Origin of the sequence: Bacillus sp. EB600 (assembly GCF_024494385.1) — a bacterium.
GTDB lineage: Bacteria > Bacillota > Bacilli > Bacillales > Cytobacillaceae > JAEVLT01.
Genome location: NZ_JAEVLT010000027.1, coordinates 16,005 through 37,551, shown reverse-complemented (window position 1 = coordinate 37,551; position 21,547 = coordinate 16,005). Strand labels below are relative to the sequence as shown.

The window sequence follows — 21,547 nt, the reverse complement described above, 5'->3', positions numbered from 1 at the left end:
TGGAGAATATAGACTTTGGAAAACTTAGAAGCGCAGTAAATAGACCCGGATCTAACGTAGTTTCTGTAAAAAATTCAAAAGATTGCTACCCTGAATATAATTGAGATTAAAAACCGTTGCCTTCAATTTTTTTCCCTAAACAATACATTGAGCATATTAAAGCTAAACAAAAAACTGTAGAATTAGAAAAAAGAAATCGAGACTTAGAAGCTAAAAAAGATTGACTTTTAGAAAAAATTAAAGTCTTAGTAGAGGATTAAAGGGTACCGCATACGGAGTTCATTGACTTTTTCCTTTTGTTTACTACTCAGTTTTAAAACTTCAAGGAGACTCTTAAACCTTCGTAATCTTACAAGATATTACCGATAATCTAACAGGATTTATGATCAATCGAAGCTAAATTTTCAATCAGTGCTGGATCAAGTTTTTCCTGAATAAAGACGATTTTATCAATAAAGTGAATCTCTAAGGGGAAACAAAAAAGCATAGTTAAAAAACGAAAGAACCCATGTTTAACATAGGTTCTTTTGCTTTCAACTGGTAAATATAGCCTATAAAATAATGCTTACTTTTCCATGCGGACGAAGACTATCAAGTTTAAGAACAACCTTCTTATCTTGAATTTTTAGTTCGCCGTTTTCTTTCACTAATGTGTATTCGTTAACTCCAACATAACAATCAAGCGTTTCACGCTTTGTGCGGTAAGTTGCGAAGTTACATTTGACCTTTACTGAGTTCTCTTCAACATTTACGATTCTTACATTATTTACATTGTGAAGAGTTGTTGAATGAGGATACTCCACATGAGCCTCTTTTTTCAATAAGCGTAATGCTCTTTGCTCTAAACGATCACGGTCATCATGAACTAAAAACAACGATTTTTTAAAATCCGCATCAGGATTGCCGATTGGTGGGATCGCATAAGTTCCAGTGCTTGAGAATAATGCTGACCACTCCTTCATTTTCCAATCGTCTAGAAGTGCAGCCTCATGATATAAAAAATCTTCAATTTCTTGACGTGTTATATTCATGCTTTTACCCTCCCAGCTTCTTCTTGTTTAGCTTCTGCAAATGTAATCCTGTCATTCCATTCACGCCAGAAAGCCCGCATCTGTGCTTCATCAGTTGCTGTAGGAACTTCTCTGTTCATACCTCTTGAAATATCATTCCATCCAACTTCTTGACTATTTTGGAAACCTTCTTGACATAGTTCAAGAGCCTCATTGTCATCAGGAGTAGCAAAACCGCCTGGGCCTAAGAATTCTAGGAAGCTGTCGTTACGAACTTGTCTGAAGTTCTCATTTTCCTCTGCCGCTGCCAAGGCATATCCAGTAACTTCAATGTAGCCTGGTGCAGTTGGATAGAATGTTCTGATTGTAATCGCCATAATATCGTTAATAACAAGGTTAGGGAAGATCCAGATGTTACGGTTCTTTTTAGCAATCCGATGCGCTCTTTCCTCACCAAACTTTGCTTCTAATCTTTCGATGTTTGCATCGATGATGCCTTTTGCTTCTTCTCCATAGCCTTCGATCCATTTTCCTACTGGTCTTGGCCAAGCAGAATAATATTCCATAACAGCATGGCCATTTCCTAAGTCAACACCAACGCCCTTAAGACTATCTTTTTCCATTACGCCACCGCGAGTAGCAACGATATCAAAATAAGTCTTATGTGTTGGTACACCATGATAAAGGTCAACACTATTTTCCCCTAGTAATTTCCAGTTAGCGCGTACACTATATTCTTGTGGATCCAATAAAACTTCCATACCTGCTTCTGGATTTTCACTTGCAGCTGCTTGGTCAGCAACTAAATCAAGATATTCTTTAGCATTTCCCAGATAATCTTCTAGAGAAATCGCATCGTCATCAAAATTAACAAATACAAAACCACGGTAGCTTTCAAGGCGTTTTACCGTTGCCAGGTTTTTAGAACCATCACAGTTATGATCTTCGGTGAAACCTGATTTATCAGGCATTCCAACTAATTCCCCCTGGTTATTGAAACTCCAGGCATGATAGAAGCAACGGAATACCTTGGAGTTTCCTCTTCCTTCACGGCAAACTAAAGCGCCACGGTGTGGACAGCTATTATAGAATGCTCTTATTACTCCGTCACTGCCGCGAGTAAATAAAAGGTTGCGTCCGCCTACTTTTCTCCTATGAAAATCTCCGTTATTTTTTAATTCTGATTCATGTCCAATATACAACCAGCACTTGCTAAAAATAGCTTCTCGTTCTAATTCATAAATTTGCGGATCAATAAAAGCTTGACGATTCACTTTAAATGAACATTTCTGTTGATCTTCTTTTACATATTTGCTCATGACTTGCCTCCTAAGGTTATTTTTATATTCATTACTTACCACAATTAACTTCCGCTATAGTAATAATGCTAGGAAAACAATTTCTTCTGAAAAGGCTTTACTACTCTTGCATCCTGTCCCCTCAAATCATCTTTTTTCATTTCTGATTTTTTTCTTAAATCATAGCTGTTCATTGATGAAAAACAGGCAGTTTCTTCTTTGGACAAGACAGAACCCGTTTACCTTAAGCACTAACCATCCCATCTTTCAGTTCATATGTAAACGTGTACAAATTTTAAGATTAAAAATTACGTTACATTCATACTTCGGCATAGGGTTAATGCAAAGGTAAAGTTGGAATAGAGATAAAGCAATAAGATTATATCTAAATATCTAAATATATAGGTATATGAATATTTAAAATATTCTCTTATTGATTTAATTGTAAGTATTAAATTAGAAAAAATCTAATTGAAAATTTTTTTCTTTTTTTACCATAATTCAAGATTTTATTTATACTATTAACACTGTGGTAAACAAACTATTGATGTATTCCCTATTTTTAGAAGTAGTCCGTAAATAGATATACTAAATTTAAAAACTTTATGTTGGAAATAAGCACACAAACAAAAATGCTTATTCCCATATTATCTTCTCATTGGCTATAACGAATTTCTTATTATGAAAATGATCTATTCGGACTAGGAAAAGTGTTGTACTTAAAGAGTAAATCTCACCTTTATAATGTACATAAGAAATTCTCTCTTTTCCAGGCGATTTGGAAAGCACGTTGAATAAGGAGTATATTGAATTTAAAACATATTTAGTTGATGGGGTGAGTTAACAATGGGTAGACTTGCAATTTTTGGTTTTCAGGCATTATGGAGCCCGTATCTTTTGGCCACACTAATTTTCATTACAGCGGGTTATTTTCTGATAACCGTAAAATTCCGTTATCGGTTCAAAAACAGTAAGCCTCTTACCAGTAAACAAGCATTTAGGTTCTTGACTGGAATCACTCTTTTATACGTTGTCAAAGGATCACCTATCGATTTAATGAGCCATCTCGTGTTTTACGCCCATATGATCCAAAGTGCAGTTCTCTATTTAGTTATACCACCACTCTTCATTACAGGGATTCCCGGGTGGAGTTGGTAGATCCTTCTTAGCTGGAAAGGCCAGTATTTACTTTGTTCACCAGGCCCATCTTTGCGCTGATCTTATTTAAGGGATTTTTTTCTTTTTATCATGTACCTCTTATTTTTGATGTAATTAAAACAAATGTATGGCTGCATTCAGGTTATACCAGCTTGTATAAATGTGGCTGCGAAGCATAACAATACCTATCGTACCGCTTTGTGGACAGGAAATCATTTGCAAGTTACATTGATGAGTATTAATGTTGGTGACGATATCGGTTTAGAAATTCACCCTAACGTTGACCAATTCTTACGGATTGAACAAGGTCAAGGGGTTGTGCAAATGGGAAAGAGAAAAGATCATTTAAACTTTGTTCAAAAGGTTTATGATGATTTTGCTATTATGATACCTGCTGGCACCTGGCATAATGTTACCAATACAGGTAATACCCCTTTAAAACTTTATTCTATATATGCTCCTCCACAACATCCATTTGGTACAGTTCATTTAACTAAAGCACAGGCTTTAGCAGCGGAATCGTAGAATTTGATTAATATCTTCTTTTTCCAACGGGTGGGAGAATTGAAGATCAGAGCTGTCGTTACGGCAGCTTTTTCTTGTTGTGCGATAGGTGAATGCCCCTCCTTAAATTGGCTTTAATAGAGGAATCATTGCCTTAATTATAGAAGTGAAACGTTGGATATTTATTCTACTATCGCGGCAGAAAAGTTCAACAAGGATTGGTTATATTAGGGTAATAAAAAATTTTAGGGAGTAGAACGATGAAAAAGTATTATTTCGCAGTGACGTATGAGGTTTGTGTACACAATAATATTTATTTAGATATGAGCGAATAGAGTATTGTCATCAGGTAAAAAGGAACAACTGCTATTCCTGCTACTGATGAAGAATTAGAAAAAAATAAAGTTATAAGAGTTTGTAAGTAAGACTTGTTTTAAAGAATAGCACTATACTAATAAATAATCATTATATTTCATCACTAGAGGTTATTAAATGAAGGTATATAAACTAAAACAGCGGTTTAATGGATATAAAAAAGGAACACAGTTTTACTTGATTAGTGAATCAGAATTTATAGGGGTTAAAGAGTTTGTATTGAGAACGAAAGATTTAACGGATAGAATATCGATTGATGAAAATGAACTTCTTAAGAATTTTACTCTCATGAAAGAAAGCTTTTAACAAATTAAAGACCCCTACTGACAGCTTTTTTTGTTTTTAAAAATTAATTCTCCATTGCCAGTTTACGAACAGTTTTAAACAAAACCTCGGCCCCATATGCACTATCTTTTTGATCGCTCCATTCTTTTCGGTTGTGACTGAGCCCATCCTTACTTCTGACAAAAATTATACCATTTATTGCTTAATATTTTTTGCGGCTAAAGATTATTCGGCTAGCTAGGCCATTTTTTACCCCGATTCGAATTGAATTCTCTGTCAACAGTATCCCCCTTTTTGTCACTATCCTGTCCGTTACTTCAATAAGGAAAGCTGTCAGTATGTTGGAAACCTTATTTTTAACATACGCACCGTTCATTCAAACATTATTTAATTTTCGATAACTCATTAGTAATTGTTTCTTTTATATCATTGTTTCCGACCGCACCAACATTAAAGGTATTCGTATTTGCCCAGTAAACTTGTCTAAATGATACTCCATTGTTCAGTTCAATTTCTAAAAATACACGTTCGCCTTCAAAACGCTTCTTTTTATATAAAGTATCATAATCTTCTAATTTTAATTGATACCATTCGTGTATAAACTTATTCGTTGATGGGGCTGACAATGTGTGTAATCGTCTACCGACTTCTGTACTTTCGATGTGAATGTTTTTTACTAACCCGTGCAATGGGTACATTTCACCAGCTGTCTTTACCTTTTTATTTCGATCTGCTACATATACTTTGTCATCCGCCATTACAATAAAAGTTGATGGATATCCCTTTACATCATAAATAGGAGTACCTTTTTCTAAATATGAAGCATCACCATTTTTCATTTTGTGATCCTTGCATGCGTGATCAGCCATTTTGTAAGTTACCTTACCAATTTTTCTTCCTTTTTTAAGCGAAAGTGGTACATTTTCATCGTGTTGATCCGGAATAGGATGTTGGTAGTTAATACCGTTAATCATTAAAACATCTGCCCATTCAATTATAGCGTCAGGACAACCCTTATGTTTTTCAACAACTTGATTACTACATGAAGCTAATAAGATGGTTAAAAACACAAGAATCGAAATGTTCTTTATTAATTTCATAACATCCCCCTAGAAGGAACTTTTAATGTCTATTTTTACCAAATTAAAAATGCCCTTTAAACAAGAAAATCTTCTGTAATCCAGTAATAAGGAAGCCCTTCTGCACTTAACGACCGCTTAATGATGTCGATGATCGGGTATTGATGTGTCCATTTAACCCCGTAGAGAATGAGCATTTCATCCAATGGAACTTTCTCAAAATAATATTAATTAAAATATCTTGGTTCAAAGCAGGCTAGCACCCATACTAAAAAACTTTTTACTATTAGGAGTGCATTCCTCCATTCCATTTATTTTTTATAAAAAAAAGCCACAGTGTTGACAACACACTGTGGTTCACTTTGAGAAAGCCAATTAATATTATAGAATTAATAAGATATAGATTGCTAGTAAATTGCTATCTTACTATACCTTTTTACTCTAACATTTCTTTAATAAGCCAAGCTGAACAATGCTTTAATATGTGATAAGTAACGAACATTACTTGCTTCTTTCATCAATGATGCTGGCAGACCTTTAAGTGGAGTAGAATTACCACCAATGATCGCCACTCCATCTTTACGTCCTAAACTTGCTAGTGTACCTGAGTTTACTTGAGTAAACTCATTTAAGGATTTGTTTTCCAAGTAAGCATAAACATTGTAGCCTGTTTGTTCACCCATTTGCCATGCAAGTTGTGCAGTGGGCGGGAATGGACGCCCCTCTGGACCAATGACAATCGCACTGTCACCAACAACAAATACGTCTTTATGTGAAGTTGATTGCAAATATTCATTAACCGTTGCACGTCCACGATTTACTTCAAGGCCTGATTCACCTACTAAAGGATTGCCTTGTACTCCTCCGGTCCAAACAAACGTATTCGCAACAATTTTTTGACCGTCTTTTAAATCAATGATATTGCCCTCTACCTTTGTTACAGGAAGGCCTGTTAAGAATTGAACACCACGTGCTTCCAGACTTGCAGTTGCGCGTTCAATTAATGGGTCTGGTAATACTGGTAAAATTTTAGGACCTGCTTCTACTAGAAGTAGTTTCACTTCTTTAGGATCTACGCCATAGCTTCTGGTAAGTTCAGGCATCTTATCAGCAATTTCACCAACCAGCTCAACGCCGGTTAAGCCGCCGCCGCCAATAAGAATCGTTGCATCCGCTTCATTTTTCGTTTTTGCATATTCTTGAATACGATCTTCGATGTGTTTATGGATATCATTTGCATCATCTGCAGATTTTAAGACCATACTATTTTCTTCTAATCCTGGAATACCAAAGTATGCTGTTTTGCTTCCCAAAGCTACTACAAGGGCATCATAGGATAATGAAGATCCGTCTGAAAGTTTTACTTCTTTTTGATCTACTGAAAATGATTCAACCTTTGCGATTTTCAGATCAATATCTTTTCCTTTAAAAAGCTTCTTCAAAGGCATTGCAACGGCTTGTTCGGAAACACTTCCTGCTGCTAAACGATGAAGTTCTGTAATGATTTGGTGTGTAGGATACTGATTAACGACAGTAACCTGTGCTTGATCCTTATTTAAATATTTACGAACATTTATGGCAGCCAATAATCCACCATAACCTGCACCCAAAATGACAATGTTCTTTGACATAGTTTTTCCCCCGTCCTTATAGATGAAATGAATCAAGAATTATTTAGATGAGCGTTCTGCGGAAACTGCAAGAAAGGCGCTGATGAAGCGGAAAAGCTTCTGCGCTTGTGGATCTTTGAGCATTTTCAAAAGTCCAAAGAGACCGATCACTTCATTACTATCCTCAGCACGATCTTTGGCTTCAATTGCAGTCGCAGCAACACTTTTTACTGTTTCTTTTATAGGTTCTACAATTTCAGTTATGGCTCCAACCGTATCATTTTTCAATACTTCATCAGTTGCAACTGCTTGGACGAAATCATAGGATTTTGTTAATAAATTTACAATCTCAGTCAATTTAGGAAGTTGTTCAACTAATGTGGTTAATGATTCCTGAACCTCTGGTTTTAATAGCTGGTCAAGTACTTCAAGTTGTTCTGACTTTTGTTTCTCCATTACATTTAACATAACTAATTCCCCTTCCGATTGGCCGTAAGAATAGTAGGCAGCAAGTATTCCAAAAAGAATAGTCAATTTGTGAATAAGTACACATAATAGTTTACAATTTTCCAATGTTCGGAATATCCATTTATAGATTACTTGGTAATATACCCTTACGTTCCTTTTATTAAGTCCTACATGTTTTCTGATGTTCATATATCTCTCTTAAATAATATTAGCACTATGTTTAAATTCTTTAAACAAAAAGATATTTTGGATTGCATTTGGGAAGAATCTTAAGCTAACCGGCAAGATGGTTAAGAACGACAGCCCTGCACTTAAGCCCTGAATGACTCTCTTATAATTAGAAAGACCAATCCAGATGATACTGCAGAAATGATTGAGCCAGATAAAAAAGTAAAAATAAAAAAGACCGTGACACATTTCACTTTTGGGGTACAAACAATTAAAAAACACTTAAAAAGACATACGAAGTCGTCAATGATTTCGTATGTCTTTTTTCTTGTTATATCAGTATTATAGCCAATATATATCCATAATTCGTATATTACTCCGGATGCCAATTCGTAAGACTGAAATTTACATTAGAGCCTTACGAATTTAAGTGCTAAAATAGTTGTAAAAATCCAAACGGAAATTTAGTGATTCGCAATGATTTATTTGGAGACAAGAGGTTTAAATGCCAAAAAAGTTACTGGGTTATTTCGGAGCAATCAAGGGAAATTGTTAAATGGTTTGGTGAAACCCAAAAAAGATTCGAGGATTTAGAATACAAGCCTAGTCGATATAAAATTGCCGGTAGAGCATTTCTTTGTAATGGGAAATGCTTTTTATTTTTTACTTAAAATAAAAAGGATATTACATTAACGATAATAATATAATCATAAACGATACAAATTTATTGTAAATCGATAAATTATAATTTAAAATGAATTTTAATATAATTAAGTGAGGTGCTTTTATGAAACAAGTTCAAGTTACGACACTCTTTTTAAAAATAGCTGTTTTTATTATAGGAATCCCAGTTCTTGCTTTATGTATATTTTTAGTGCCCCATATGGCGAATTTAGCAGCAAAATTGTATCCAAATATTGCCCCAATGAAATATTTCATTTTTATTGTGATGTATGGAGCGGCTGTGCCTTTTTACTTTGCTCTCTATCAGGCGTTCAACCTTTTACGATATATTGACGAGAACACAGCGTTCTCGGAATTATCTGTAAAGGCGTTAAAAAACATAAAGTGCTGTGCGATTACAATCAGTGGTTTGTATGTATTAGGTTTGCCACTCTTTCATTTTATAGCGAAGAAAGTTGACCCTCCTATTGGATTAATGGGACTCATCATCATTTTTGCTTCGTTGGTTATTGCCGTTTTTGCTGCTATCCTCCAACGGCTTCTACAAGAAGCGATTAACATAAAATCAGAAAATGATTTGACGGTCTGAGGTGGAGGATATGGCAATTATTATTAATATTGATGTGATGTTAGCAAAACGAAAAATGAGCGTAACGGAGCTTTCGGAGAGGGTTGGAATTACGATGGCGAATCTTTCTATTCTGAAGAATGGGAAAGCAAAAGCGGTTCGTTTTTCAACATTAGAAGCGATATGTAAGACTTTGGATTGTCAGCCAGGAGATATTTTGGAGTACAAAAGCAACGAAGACACTCAATAAAAACAGACAACAAATTTATTTAACGAGAGTCAATAGAGAATTTAAGGGATAGTCATTAAGCTATCCCTTCTTTGCGTTTATTTATGTTATTTACTTAGAGAATTCCATTGAGAATTGCATTGATATTAGTGATAAAAAATATGTGATGTGATTAGCAATGTTTGCACCTCAAAAGGTAACCCGTAAAATGCCTGTTGTTCATTAAAGTCCTCCGTATTTTTTGTTCCAATCTACTCTTTAAAATTATACGAATTAGCATACGATTCATATTGTGGAAAGCATATAAAAAAGTAGTTCGTTTTGAAGTGTTATTTTACATTTTGTACTCCAAAACTGAACTACTTAGACACATTGTCATAAGCCTTTGTTTTTTCACATCTCTTGTTTTTCATTTTTTCGTTTTTTAAAATCTTTATTTAGACGAATTAAGTTCGCTTCCAATTGTTTTAATTCCAACGTCGACCAGTTTTGAAGAGTTTCTGAATAAAAATCATGATCCAATTCACCTAATTTAGGGCTATAGGCTGTTGTAAGCCGGACCAATAGGGCACTTTCATATTCAATAGATTGGAGTGATTCGAGATTCAAAAATTACTTCCCCTTAAAAGCAAAAATGAATTTCACTACTCTCAATGAGGTTGTATTTACTTCCCTTTTATATTAATTAAATGATTTAAAACTATCAAAGTTAACAAAATTCTTCATTTAGCACATTTTCATAATAAATGGTTTGAATGTGTTTACCGCATTGGTTATTTTGACAATGAAAAGTGATCCGATAGTTTCCATGAATGTACGGTTCTACTTTTGTAACTTGCATGGTTCTTCCACAATGTATACAATCTGGCAGAACCTTCATTTTAATGGCAAACTCCACTCCCTTTTTCTTAATCCGAAATAATTTAGGTGATGTCTTTTCAATGTGCTGTTCGGGATTTCTTACATAATAGACAGACTCTAAAGGCTCTTCAAAAAATGCAACCAGCGGCTGATCATGATATTTAAAACTTTGATTATTTACTTGAATGATGGTTGGCACAGCGATCATCACCCCTTAAAATTTAAGAGAACTTTCTTTGGGTATATATAGATTATACTCCCTGGCAGTGTCTAAAAATGATACAATTCTGTGAAGTATATGTAAATATGTCTATATCAATTCAGGCTGTTACATGGATGAAATGCACGATTCTAATTTAAAATGGTGATTAAAGGAGCCTAACAAACTGCTTTTTCAGCTGGTGAATGAAAAGGAATTTCTTCACATATATAGAATAATTAAAGAAAGCGAATAAAAGGGGGGACTTAAATTTAGTTTTCAGTTTTTGCTGCATAAAATGGTTTAATAAAGAATTCGAGGGGGAATGGTGTGAATCAATTAGATGGAAATAAAAACACTTACAAATTTCTAATTCCATTATTTTTTTCGGGAGTTGCCTTCTGTTTGAGTTTCTACTTCTGCATATTAGGCGTTTCCATTTATTTTTACTCACTTCCCATCTATGCATTTTTACTGCTCATCTCTTTGTTTCTGTTTTATCGAACCGATAAAAATTTAAGTTCCTTCATGAAAAATGGAAAAACAACCTTTACTCACTATAACTTTTATCATCACTGCATTGGTATTTATTTAATTTTATCGTTTGTATTATTTGGGGTATCAATTGCCTATATTCCTTTTTATTACAACGGAGGATTTATCTTCGTTTGGTACTGTGCCCCAATGTCGGTCCTTTGCTTCATTAGTTTTATACAATCCCAAAAGAGAATAAAACTTTTAAAAAAGACATTTCAAAAAAATAATCCAGAAAACATTAAACAACTTAAGTTATAACTTCCATAATTCAAGGCTTCTACTTAAAAATAGTTGATAAACGTAAACGTCAAAAAGTCCCCACCTCTTTTAGAGGCGGGGACTTTTTGGTTTAAAAACTTAAACTTGATTTAGGTGGATATAATCGTTACAAGAATAAAGGGATCCTTGTTAATCTAGCAAAAAGGAGTATTTCGGAAAAATTAAAATCTTTATCTTATTTTTATGCTTTTAGCAGTGGTGCACTTAAAAATTTAAAAGATATCTATATGGGCAGTTCATTTGAGAGCTTCCATCGGAATTCTCAAGTGAACCCCTTCTCACCTCACTGCTCTAATTTAATAAATCGTCTTTTCTATTGCCTCTAAATCATTAAAAACTACGTTGTTCATACATGCGCTTGTTTGGAATAACCCCCCGAATACCGCCTCGTGGATCTTCCATATCTCCCTTATATCTCGGAATTAGATGAACATGTACGTGAAAAATCGTTTGACCAGCTGCTTCACCACAGTTGATACCAATATTGTATCCGTCCGGTTGAAATTGTTCGTCTAGTATCTTTTTACCTGCCAATACTAATTGGTCAATCGCGCGTTTTTCTTGATCAGTTAAATCAAAATACTGCTCAACATGTCTTTTGGAAATGAAGAGCAAATGGCCCTTGTTAACTGGATATTTATCATAAAAAGCAACGGCAAGATCATTTTCTACAACGATATCCTTTATATTGCAAAAAACACAATCCATAAAAGCTTCCTTTCCTAATTAAATTTACAATAATTAATTAATATATCCCGCCTAAACTTAAAGGGGGTAACTTTTTTCGGCAAAAACCTTTGCTCAAATACTATTTACCTTCTTATCAGTCATGCTTAACTTTCTTGATTTTCAAACAAGTCTTAAGCAGATTATTCCTGAAATCAATATCAAAATCCCGGTAATACTGGCTTTCTCCCCACTGGCGCATGGATTCATATTCTGAATGATCAGGATTATTCCATGCCTTTAGGAATTCTTCATAACCAGCAAGTCCTCCAACGTCTTCAGGTGGACAAGTGCCCTCCCCCTCAAGAATCAGAGGGTAACCAAATTTATAATCATCTATGACCTTTTCGAGTTTTATTCTGTGTCGCCAATAATCTCCAAAGTCATAGATATATTCAAAGACCTTGTACTTCTCCAGATACTTGTCAATTTTGATTGTTTGAGGCTGCCTGATAGTTGTTTCAAGTATCCTGGCTATAAAACCATGAGGATCTTCCTTCTCGGTAAGTTTTTTACTTTTGTACTTGGCTAAATAGAATTTATATTCTTCATACGATTCTACATCGTTAGTAATTCGAAGCTTTTCTTGCGGAAAATCAAATTCATAAAGGTGATAATCCCACCAGTCCATCGAAAACTGTATCGTATCATGAAGACGTTTAAATGTGACACCTGCTGGAATAATAACTCTTCTCCATATTAAAGGATTGGAATCTATCAATTGGATTTCTATCTGATAAGCTTTCATAGACTTCACCTAAATTCCTTTCCGAATTATTCTTTTATGATTTTACAGACTACTCCCATTCTCCCGGAAATCGATCGACTCTATACTTCCTAATGGCCCGCCCATCCTTCGTTTCGACACTCGATTGAGTATCGTCAAAGACTCCTAGCTCTCTGTTCTTGGATTGCCAGTTTAGCAAATTAACCAAATTGAACGAATCAAAAAACTACTTTGCATTGGATGTTTAAAAAATTCGACAAGCTAGCCCAAGGATTTATAAAGGATTCCGTTACGAACAGTGACTGGCACTGTTCGCACACAAATTCAAAGTCCTTAAACGTTATAACCCTATCCATCGATATTTTGATACTTGGTGTATGAAGTTTTGCTTTCTTAATGACAACATGACGATCCGTAACATCCACAACAAACCATAATGGAATACTCATATTCTTTGGAACCGTTTGTATTTCAAATTCTGATAATCTAGCTTTCTCTCTAAGCTTTTCTCATAAAACAGCTGCCTTCATCTGTGTTATCTCCTTCCCTTTGTAGAACTTTCATTTTTTAATTCCTTGACCCACTTCATAAATTTGGGTTTATTTCTTTCGTACAATTGACTGCATACAAGATATCTCACTCCGTTAATCAATTCTACATCTGCCCAATAGCGTCCATATCCATTTATTTTTCTTTGCTCTGAAAGGGGTGAATCCCATAAAACCTTTTTTAATAAAGGATAATTAATATCAAATGTCGATTTACAATAACTTGCTTCCTGTAATAATCTGACCCTATCGTCTGAAAGTAATTGAGCTCTGACTAGTTTTCACATAGTTGTTCGAACTAGAATACCCACTTTAATTGAATCTTGAGTGTTTATATCTTCGGCTGTTGGTCTATAATGCTCAAGTTCATATTCTCTTAACCATTTTTTTATATACTTGATTTTTTCCTCAGAATACGAACAGTGACTGGCACTGTTCGCAATCTATTCCACCCAATAGAATCAAAGAACAGCTAACCCTTGTGACCCAAGATAAGGAATGTTAGTCCAAGTAGCAACCTGCAATCTAACCAGATTACCATCATCTTGTATTTTAAATACTGAGACTGTACCCTGATTTCCGTTAAGGGTGTAAAAATGCCGTCCATCTTTACTCACTCCAACGTCAATCGGCAGACCTGGTGCTGTACCTGGCGGTGTACTGGTAATATGCCTTACCACTGACAGTGCTCCATTGGGATCAATTCGGTAGGTGGAGATGGTGCCGCTTAAAGTATTGGTAACGTATGCAAAACGTTCATCCCTCGTTGGTACAACCCAGCATGCTGTCTTATATCCGTCTGGTACAGATCCGCTGATCACATGAAGGATCCCGTCGGCGCTCAATGAATAAGATGACAGCGCGTTTGAATCTGCTTCTGTAACTAAGAGGATTCCAGAGGATAGAAAATATGCACCCAATGGTCCTTGACCATAAGAATCATTAACGATTGGTCCTGTAACGGTACCATTTTTATTTACATTGAATACACTGAGATGGTTTGAAGTAAGTTCGGAAACAAGGATTTTACTGCCATCAGGAGTAAAGAGAACCTGCGCCGGTTGAGCATTGAAAGTACTGAGAGATTGGGGAGAATGGGGAATAGAAGTAAGGCGTCCGTTATCATCGATGTGAAAACCAGTGATATTTGATGAAAAATTGTTTGCGGCATTACCTACATTGGAAACATAGACAAGGTTACCAAACACATCAACACTATTGGGCTGAGCACCTCCTGACGGCTTTACATCCACGAGGACAGGTGTTCCGCTGTCGGTTATGATGAAACTGCTGATACTATGGTTTCCTGCGTTTACGGCAAGTAGGAAACGTCCATCACGGGACAAAGTTAGGGCGCCTTGTGAAGTAAGGGGGTCGACGCCATCGTTTGCTGTTGCAGTGGAGACTTCCTTTGTTCCAGTACCTCTGCCATAAGTTAGGTAAGATCCTACAAAAGTGAGCATTCCATTCATGTCCCTATAAAAGGAAATGATTTGATTCATTACTTCATTATTAGTCATAATGTAGACCATACTCATACTCGTACGATAATACTCGTTCCCTCCTTTCATAATTTTATATGGTTCTTTTGCTATTTCAATTCCCCAATTTGAAGTAAATTGTTTTACAAAGAGAGGTTACAATAATACGAGCAACTTCGGATGGAATTACATTTGGAAGCTGCTTTACATCCCCGACTATTACGGCATTTTTGACGCAAGAAAGAGCTAATGCACCTGTAATTAAGTCTACCTGTGAAGCCTCATCGATAATTACGTAATCAAATAGATAATTTTTTTCCGGACTATTACGCAATGAATGTGTCGTACTTAAGATTACAGGATATTCCTTAATAAAGGTTTTAAAGTCCTTCCAAAGTACATCACCTGTAAAAATGGGCCTATCCCCTTCAACACTATACTTATCAGCTAATTTGACTTGAGTAATTCCATTGACCTGTTGGTGTAATTTTTCATTTCATTTTCAAAGTTATAGTTTTCAAGTTTTTTCGATAATTCATCGATTTCATTTTGGATCTCTATGAGTTTTTTCTCATAATACATTTTTTGCAAAAAAGAAATAACGATTTCTGAAGGATACTTATAGAATTTCAGGTTGTATATCCCGTGAAAAAACAAATTGTAAATTTTTTCTCTAAACGTTATTTTTCCTTTATTACTATTTTGTTTATATTCTACAAGTAATTTTAAAATCTTATCGGCACTAAATTTTAAAAAGGAATTCAATTGAGGAGTCTTGAAGTTGGATTCCTTATAATATTGTTTGGAAATAATCGTATTCTGTTTTAAGATTGGATAGTTCCTGCTGTAAAACCGCCCTCTTATTCTGGTATTTAAGCATTTGATTTAATTTTTGTTGAGATGCTTTTAAGGCTGCCTTAAACATTTCAAACTCTGAATGTGGTATAGACCAATCACTTATGTCAGGGTATGTATTTGATTGTTCGTTAAAAATTTTTGCTTTATTTTCATTATTTCCTAAATATGCAGCAAGAAAACCCACTCCATATTTTTGCAACTTTTCAAGAACATTCGCTGTTGCTGAGTTATTATTTGATACAACTGCAACCGTTTTATTGTTTAGGATCGCATTTGCTATTATGTTAAGGATCGTTTGTGTTTTCCCAGTCCCGGGAGGACCCTCGATTATACTTACCTGTTCAATCATAGCTTTTTCCGTTGCTAATTTTTGACTAATATTAAACCCAAAAGGAAAGATAACTTGCTGTTCCTGCCGATTTTGTTGCTTCAAAGGTTTGCCTTCTAAATAAGCTGACAATACACTTCTTGGGCTAATCATTGTTAGCGTATTATACTGTTTTTTCAAAAAGTTGATGTCTTCATCAAGTTTTATACTTACATGATTCGCAATTGATTTTAGATATTCAAATGTGCTCTTTGCTTTGGAATTTGTTAGGCAAGATTCTTCTAAAGTAATTTGAGTCCTCTTATAAAGCTTTTTAAATCCAGTCTTAAATAAAAGTTTTACATAATCACCAAAGTCAAGTATCTTTACAATACCAGTTATAGGGTGATTGTTTTCATAAATAACGCATGCTTCATGGTTGATATTTTTCGGATTCGTGTACCAGATTATGTTTTCGTATTTGTAATTATATACTTTATTTGTATTTTGGTATTTGACCATCCATTTACCATTAACGTACTTGCAATATTCGATGCTATCAGTTTTATCTTCACTTTTTATAAGAATAAGATGATAATCTATATTCAATTTAGATTGCACCCCTTTACTTATAGCCTATATATTACATATATATTCTTTATAGTATTGTGGTCATAGGTGTTTTTAACTAAAAAACAATCTATTACTAAATAATACCATAATTATTAATACATGGAGAAACAGTTATAGTAAGATAGGAACTTCTTTTCTAAACTTGACAATGAGCAATTGGAATTATTCTACCAAGTCTAGGAATCTAACATATTTACCTAATTGGGATGAAGTATTCATGATTAAGGATTTTAACTATAAAAATAATAATGGTATCATATTAATAAATGTTAACAAATGATTTGGAGGCTATCATGAAAAAGCTTGTTAAAGTTGTTGCAGCTATCATTGAAAATGAAGAAAATGAAGTTCTTTGTGCGCTAAGATCCCCTGTTATGTCCATTCCTAATAGGTGGGAGTTTCCTGGTGGAAAAGTTGAAGCAAATGAAGATATTTTTTCAGCATTGAGAAGAGAAATCTCTGAGGAATTGGAATGTAAAATTGAAACACAGGAAGAAGTTTTTAATGAAAACACCCATGAATATGATACATTCATTATTAATTTACTATCCATTAAATGTAAAGTTGTGGAAGGAATGCCGATACGAAGTGAGCATTCAAAGTTGATCTGGCTTAAAAGAGAGAATTTAGATTCCTTAAAATGGGCACCTGCTGACATTCCCGCTGTAGAACAATTAATAAATGAAAAAATAGTCTTCTCACAATGAGAAGACTAAACTTTTTTCGTAAACTCTGTAAATAAGGTGGGTGGAATTTCATTATCCAATTTAATTTGAGTTGTGATTGGTTTCTCTCCTTCAAATTCGACTGTATTTCCCGTTCCAATATAAATAAACGGCTCATTTTTTCCGTCAATTTCCCGATACTTTCTTACAAATAAATGCAAATTGATTCCACGCCGCTTATTATGAATAATATTCTGTCCTCTTTCAGAATGCTGTGAAGTGCTATTAGGCGTTTGCCATTGGAAATAGCGTTCATCTATAAATTTGTCCTTATAATTGATGCTTTCTTTAATATCCTCTTCTTTGTGAAGATCAATAAACAAGAAATAATCATTCCCATTAGCCAATAGCCCCGAGCCCCTAAAGGAAGTATGAATTTTTCGGTAGTTCGAAAGTAAGGCAGCATCTATCATTTGATATTGTTCATATAATTTAAAGTGTGGAACACCATAGTATTCTTCCTTAAATTCTTTTTCGTACCGGAAAATCCCATAGGTAACAACATCTTCAAGATATTTTCGATATTCTTCATTTTGTATAAGATCTTTCAACAGCTGATCCTTAACCAATTTACCATTGTTAAAATGAAACAATTGGGGATAAGACTTTTTCTGAACACTATCCATGTAGTCCTGATTCAGGCATTCAAATGCATGTAATATACTATCATCATCTACATTATTAATATGCTTTAAGATTTGATTTTTGGCCACATCAGGAATTATTTCTTCGTAGTCGAACAAATAACGAATAATGACAAACTCATAAACTCGCTTCAGTGGAAGCATATTAGACAATTCTTTAAGAGCTTTTTCAAATGCTTCATTTTGTAAAAGTTCCTTTAAATAACCATTTTTTTCTACTTTCGCCACAAATTGTAGATAGGTTTTTTCCCTATCAATGAACTTGATTGGGTCTGGTGCCCCATCATATTTCAGATAATCCAATAATAGATATGGAATTCGCCCTTGGTTGAGCTTTTTAAATTCAAAATACTCTTCTTTTAAATATTTCATTGAATTGAAATTTTCCTTATCAATCTGAGCCAAAATTCTTTCTTGTGAAATTTTGTCCATTTGAATATGAGAACAGCCAGGAATATTTGCAAACCCAGTTGCTATTGCAACCTTTATACTCTCTTTGTCATAATATCGACTTCCATTAAGTGCCAGTGCAATTAAAAATGTTTTATTATGGTTGCCAATAAAATCAAGGACAGTTAAGAAATTCTTATTAGCATATTTCCGTAATCCTCTTCCTAGTTGTTGGATAAATACAATTGGAGAATTGGTTGGCCTTAACATTAGAACTGTATTGATTGAAGGAATGTCAATCCCTTCATTAAATATATCTACAGTGAAGATAAATTCCAATTCATCAAGATCATTCTCCAGTTTGTTTATGAATAATTCCCGTTTTTCAGGTGAATCCCCGCCATGTAAACATACACTTTTGTAACCTCTATTATTAAATTCACTAGCCATGTACTGTGCATGTTCAACACTTGCACAAAATCCAAGACATTTTCTCTTTTCCCCGTCATGACCATAGAAATTCATTTTTTCAATAATAAATTCAACACGCTCATTGACCTTTAGTCTTTTTGTAATTTCCGCAATGTCGTCAATATTTACATCACTTAGGTCGATACTTTCAATGTCAGTAATTCCAAAGTAATGAAATGGAATGACCAGGTCATCGTCCAAGGCATCATGTAAACGTACTTCTAGGGCCACATTATTATCAAAAATGTCAAAAACATTTAGCGCATCACTTCGTTCAGGTGTTGCGGTCATGCCAAGAGTAAATTTTGGCTCAAAATAATCTAATACGGTTTGATAAGTGGGGCTTGTAGAATGATGTGCTTCATCTATTATCAAATACTCAAATTCATCCTTTTCAAATTCATGAAAGCATTTTGAGATTGTTTGAATTGTAGCAAAAACATAATCTACATTTTTTTGCTTATGATTTCCGGTTAACAAGCCAAAAGTGAGGCCGTCATTAGGAAGAAGCAATTCAAAAGTGTCCTTCGCTTTTTTCAATATTTCTTCCCTATGTACAATGAAAAGTAGTTTTCTTGGTTTAAAACTTTTTACATCGAAGGCAGACATAAAAGTTTTCCCCGTACCGGTTGCTGCTATAACGAGGGCTTTGCTTTCACCAAACCCTCTAAGTCTTTCTAAATTTTCTGTTGCTCTTTTTTGCATTCTATTTGGGACTATGTACTGTTTGTTTTCATAGATCATTTGATGAGTCATTTGAGTTTTTTTTAAACTTCTAAGAAAGTCTTCATATCTACCTATAAATTCTTGATCAGCTTCTGAACTAATATTCCAAATGTTCTTGTATTCCTTTAAAACTTTTTTTATAAAATAGGATTCTTCTTTAGAAATGATTTCAACATTCCACTCTATATTACTTTTCAAAGCACTTTGAGTAATATTGGATGATCCGATTATTACCTTATAGCTTTCTTTGTATTCAAATATATATGCTTTTGTATGGAACCCTATCTCTTTATTAGTAACAAACACCTTCAAATCCACATTGTTGAACTCTTTTATTTTCTCTAAAGACTTTGCATCTGTGAAGTTTAGATAGGTAGAAGTAATGATCTTCCCTTTTATCCCCTTTTGCTCAGCTGTTTTTAAAGCATCTAGTAAGAGTTGAAGCCCACTATAATTAATAAATGCGACGCTAAAATAAAACTGCTCACAATCATTTATTGATTTTATTAATTCAATTAATAAATTTCCTTTATCCGAATTAATGACTAATTTATTTTCTACCATATCCATGTTTACCCCCCCAGACACTAAATTCATTACTACTATATCTCTTACTATATTTTGGATATTTTTATTGTACTATATTTCAGATTGGATAAATAGCACCTCAATTTTTCACACCATTTTCATTATCCTTCTACAGTTAATAGTCATTTTAGAGAAAAACACACCAATTAAAAATAGTACACAATTCTAATATTATATTTAGAGAAAACTGTGTACTATTTTTAATTTTCCGTTTCTATTCATAATAACTTAATAAATTTTCTTCTCTGAGATTGATTCCACATTTTCTTAATCTGTCTGTTCTATTATTATAGAGTGTTTTCAAAACTTCTTCTTTTTCTTCAAATACTGCATGATGCAATTTCTTATGGCAGGATACGCATAAACTTACTATATTTGCTTCAATATCAATACTTTTATCAAAATCATCTTGATATTCCATTGGTATGAGATGATGTGCTTCAACATAATTTTGCCCTGTAACTTTTGAAATAAAATCCTTATGATTAGCATCAATTTCACATAAATATTTTGCTGAAGTAATAGCTCTTTTTGAATAAACAGGATTTCTAATTAATTTTTGTGAGGATGAATAAAAATATCCTTTCTTTTCTCTTGGTTTATCTACAACACCATCATTATGGTTAATTGATACTGTTTCAACTTGTTTTTGAAAAGAATCTTCATCCACATCTTTATCAAATAAATATCTAATATTTTTTCTTAATAATAGTTGGCACAATAATTCGTACTGATTAACATCTAATTTTTGTAGAGATTGATTAAATCCCTTAAATTGAATCCAAATAATTCCCATCTCTTCAGTAGTAATAGGAGTGAAAACAGCTATGGATGTAGGAGTAAAATAATATGCCCCTCTATAACTTCCTTCATTATCCTCATCATACATTATCTTTTCTTCAAGGATTGCAGAAGCAATTACATGCCCTTTATATTGAAATAGAACTAGCGTTCCAGAGGCTGCATTCATTCCATTTTTAAAATTATATTTTCTATATGGTAATTCATTTATAAACCACTCTTGTACTTCGTCTATTGATTTTCCAGTAAATTCTGGGTCATTTTCCGACATTGGTAACAATCTGATAGCAGGTACTTCTAATTTAAAATCAGTTTTCTCTTTTTCATCATCTGTTCCATTAAGATTATTTTCAACTATTATAAAACCAAGATTATTTAGGAATTTATTTGTTTCTTCTCCACCACTAAACAAAGAGGGCGAATACTCTTCACCATTTGCAAATATGTTAGCAATTGAGATTACATACTTTGGTGGATAATATTTACTCTCATATGTAAGGTTAAACCTTGTTGATTCCCTTTTTTCAGGAATTCCTTCTCTATCAATCTTTTGAATCGCTAAAATTACGTGATCTCTATTAATATTTTTAGGTATTGCCATTGATAATCA

General features: G+C 33.9%; 21 protein-coding genes and 1 pseudogene. 7 read left to right on the top strand and 15 right to left on the bottom strand.

Translation table 11 applies throughout. The annotated features are described in order from the left end of the window. Positions 1-551: 551 nt before the first annotated feature. Both JN080_RS20955 and JN080_RS20950 read right to left on the bottom strand, forming a co-directional pair. Positions 552-1,031, bottom strand: coding sequence for an aromatic-ring-hydroxylating dioxygenase subunit beta (locus JN080_RS20955; protein WP_256237922.1), 480 nt, complete (start codon positions 1,029-1,031; stop codon positions 552-554). Beyond that, positions 1,028-2,329: an aromatic ring-hydroxylating oxygenase subunit alpha gene (locus JN080_RS20950; RefSeq protein ID WP_256237921.1), complete on the bottom strand. Its 1,302-nt coding sequence runs from the start codon at positions 2,327-2,329 to the stop codon at positions 1,028-1,030. The genes JN080_RS20955 and JN080_RS20950 overlap by 4 nt, the downstream gene beginning before the upstream one ends. Before the next feature lie 825 nt (positions 2,330-3,154). On the opposite strand from JN080_RS20950, the gene JN080_RS20945 reads away from it, so the two are divergent. From JN080_RS20945 to JN080_RS20935, 4 genes and pseudogenes are all read left to right on the top strand, one after another. Next, positions 3,155-3,466 carry a cytochrome c oxidase assembly protein gene (locus tag JN080_RS20945; RefSeq protein ID WP_256237920.1) on the top strand — a complete coding sequence of 104 codons (312 nt, stop codon included), beginning with the start codon at positions 3,155-3,157 and terminating at the stop codon, positions 3,464-3,466. A 32-nt stretch (positions 3,467-3,498) separates the two neighbouring features. Further along, entirely contained in the window at positions 3,499-3,645 is a 147-nt protein-coding gene (locus JN080_RS29965; protein ID WP_375141719.1) for a cytochrome c oxidase assembly protein, read from the top strand. Next, a pseudogene (locus JN080_RS20940) lies at positions 3,623-3,991 on the top strand (cupin domain-containing protein); the annotation flags it as partial. The gene JN080_RS29965 and the pseudogene JN080_RS20940, both read left to right, overlap by 23 nt. A 471-nt stretch (positions 3,992-4,462) precedes the next feature. After that, entirely contained in the window at positions 4,463-4,651 is a 189-nt protein-coding gene (locus JN080_RS20935) for a hypothetical protein (protein ID WP_256237919.1), read from the top strand. A 362-nt stretch (positions 4,652-5,013) separates the two neighbouring features. On the opposite strand, the gene JN080_RS20930 is transcribed toward JN080_RS20935, so the two are convergent. From JN080_RS20930 to JN080_RS20915, 4 genes are all read right to left on the bottom strand, one after another. Beyond that, positions 5,014-5,730, bottom strand: coding sequence for a hypothetical protein (locus JN080_RS20930; protein WP_256237918.1), 717 nt, complete (start codon positions 5,728-5,730; stop codon positions 5,014-5,016). Positions 5,731-5,786: 56 nt separating this feature from the next. Then, positions 5,787-5,915, bottom strand: coding sequence for a hypothetical protein (locus JN080_RS20925; RefSeq protein ID WP_256237917.1), 129 nt, complete (start codon positions 5,913-5,915; stop codon positions 5,787-5,789). A 246-nt stretch (positions 5,916-6,161) separates the two neighbouring features. Continuing rightward, positions 6,162-7,340, bottom strand: coding sequence for an NAD(P)/FAD-dependent oxidoreductase (locus JN080_RS20920; RefSeq protein ID WP_256237916.1), 1,179 nt, complete (start codon positions 7,338-7,340; stop codon positions 6,162-6,164). Positions 7,341-7,379: 39 nt separating this feature from the next. Then, positions 7,380-7,787: a helical membrane plugin domain-containing protein gene (locus JN080_RS20915; protein WP_256237915.1), complete on the bottom strand. Its 408-nt coding sequence runs from the start codon at positions 7,785-7,787 to the stop codon at positions 7,380-7,382. A 955-nt stretch (positions 7,788-8,742) separates the two neighbouring features. On the opposite strand from JN080_RS20915, the gene JN080_RS20910 reads away from it, so the two are divergent. Together JN080_RS20910 and JN080_RS20905 are read left to right on the top strand one after the other, a co-directional pair. After that, complete coding sequence (locus tag JN080_RS20910) at positions 8,743-9,228, top strand: DUF2975 domain-containing protein (protein ID WP_256237914.1); 486 nt, start codon at positions 8,743-8,745, stop codon at positions 9,226-9,228. Positions 9,229-9,238: 10 nt separating this feature from the next. Beyond that, a complete protein-coding gene (locus JN080_RS20905; protein WP_256237913.1) occupies positions 9,239-9,457 on the top strand; it encodes a helix-turn-helix domain-containing protein in 219 nt (72 codons plus the stop codon). Positions 9,458-9,829: 372 nt separating this feature from the next. Here JN080_RS20905 and JN080_RS20900 read toward each other — a convergent pair whose 3' ends face one another. The 7 genes from JN080_RS20900 to JN080_RS20875 all read right to left on the bottom strand — a co-directional run bounded on the left by JN080_RS20900 (position 9,830) and on the right by JN080_RS20875 (position 16,568). Beyond that, positions 9,830-10,045 carry a hypothetical protein gene (locus tag JN080_RS20900; RefSeq protein WP_256237912.1) on the bottom strand — a complete coding sequence of 72 codons (216 nt, stop codon included), beginning with the start codon at positions 10,043-10,045 and terminating at the stop codon, positions 9,830-9,832. 100 nt (positions 10,046-10,145) lie between these two features. Next, entirely contained in the window at positions 10,146-10,496 is a 351-nt protein-coding gene (locus JN080_RS20895) for a hypothetical protein (RefSeq protein ID WP_256237911.1), read from the bottom strand. 1,146 nt (positions 10,497-11,642) lie between these two features. After that, complete coding sequence (locus tag JN080_RS20890; RefSeq protein ID WP_256237910.1) at positions 11,643-12,020, bottom strand: HIT family protein; 378 nt, start codon at positions 12,018-12,020, stop codon at positions 11,643-11,645. A 115-nt stretch (positions 12,021-12,135) separates the two neighbouring features. Next, positions 12,136-12,786, bottom strand: coding sequence for a plasmid pRiA4b ORF-3 family protein (locus tag JN080_RS20885; protein ID WP_256237909.1), 651 nt, complete (start codon positions 12,784-12,786; stop codon positions 12,136-12,138). 988 nt (positions 12,787-13,774) lie between these two features. Beyond that, a complete protein-coding gene (locus JN080_RS20880; RefSeq protein WP_256237908.1) occupies positions 13,775-14,884 on the bottom strand; it encodes a lactonase family protein in 1,110 nt (369 codons plus the stop codon). A gap of 25 nt (positions 14,885-14,909) precedes the next feature. Then, positions 14,910-15,167 carry an AAA domain-containing protein gene (locus JN080_RS29960; protein WP_375141721.1) on the bottom strand — a complete coding sequence of 86 codons (258 nt, stop codon included), beginning with the start codon at positions 15,165-15,167 and terminating at the stop codon, positions 14,910-14,912. Between the two features lie 417 nt (positions 15,168-15,584). Further along, positions 15,585-16,568, bottom strand: coding sequence for an AAA domain-containing protein (locus tag JN080_RS20875; RefSeq protein ID WP_256237907.1), 984 nt, complete (start codon positions 16,566-16,568; stop codon positions 15,585-15,587). Between the two features lie 317 nt (positions 16,569-16,885). Between JN080_RS20875 and JN080_RS20870 the strand changes: the two genes are divergently transcribed. Then, positions 16,886-17,299 carry a (deoxy)nucleoside triphosphate pyrophosphohydrolase gene (locus JN080_RS20870; RefSeq protein ID WP_256237906.1) on the top strand — a complete coding sequence of 138 codons (414 nt, stop codon included), beginning with the start codon at positions 16,886-16,888 and terminating at the stop codon, positions 17,297-17,299. A gap of 5 nt (positions 17,300-17,304) precedes the next feature. On the opposite strand, the gene JN080_RS20865 is transcribed toward JN080_RS20870, so the two are convergent. Both JN080_RS20865 and JN080_RS20860 read right to left on the bottom strand, forming a co-directional pair. After that, entirely contained in the window at positions 17,305-20,118 is a 2,814-nt protein-coding gene (locus JN080_RS20865; RefSeq protein ID WP_256237905.1) for a DEAD/DEAH box helicase, read from the bottom strand. Positions 20,119-20,350: 232 nt separating this feature from the next. Then, on the bottom strand, positions 20,351-21,538 hold the full coding sequence (locus JN080_RS20860; RefSeq protein WP_256237904.1) for an HNH endonuclease: 1,188 nt from the start codon (positions 21,536-21,538) through the stop codon (positions 20,351-20,353). Positions 21,539-21,547 lie beyond the last annotated feature (9 nt).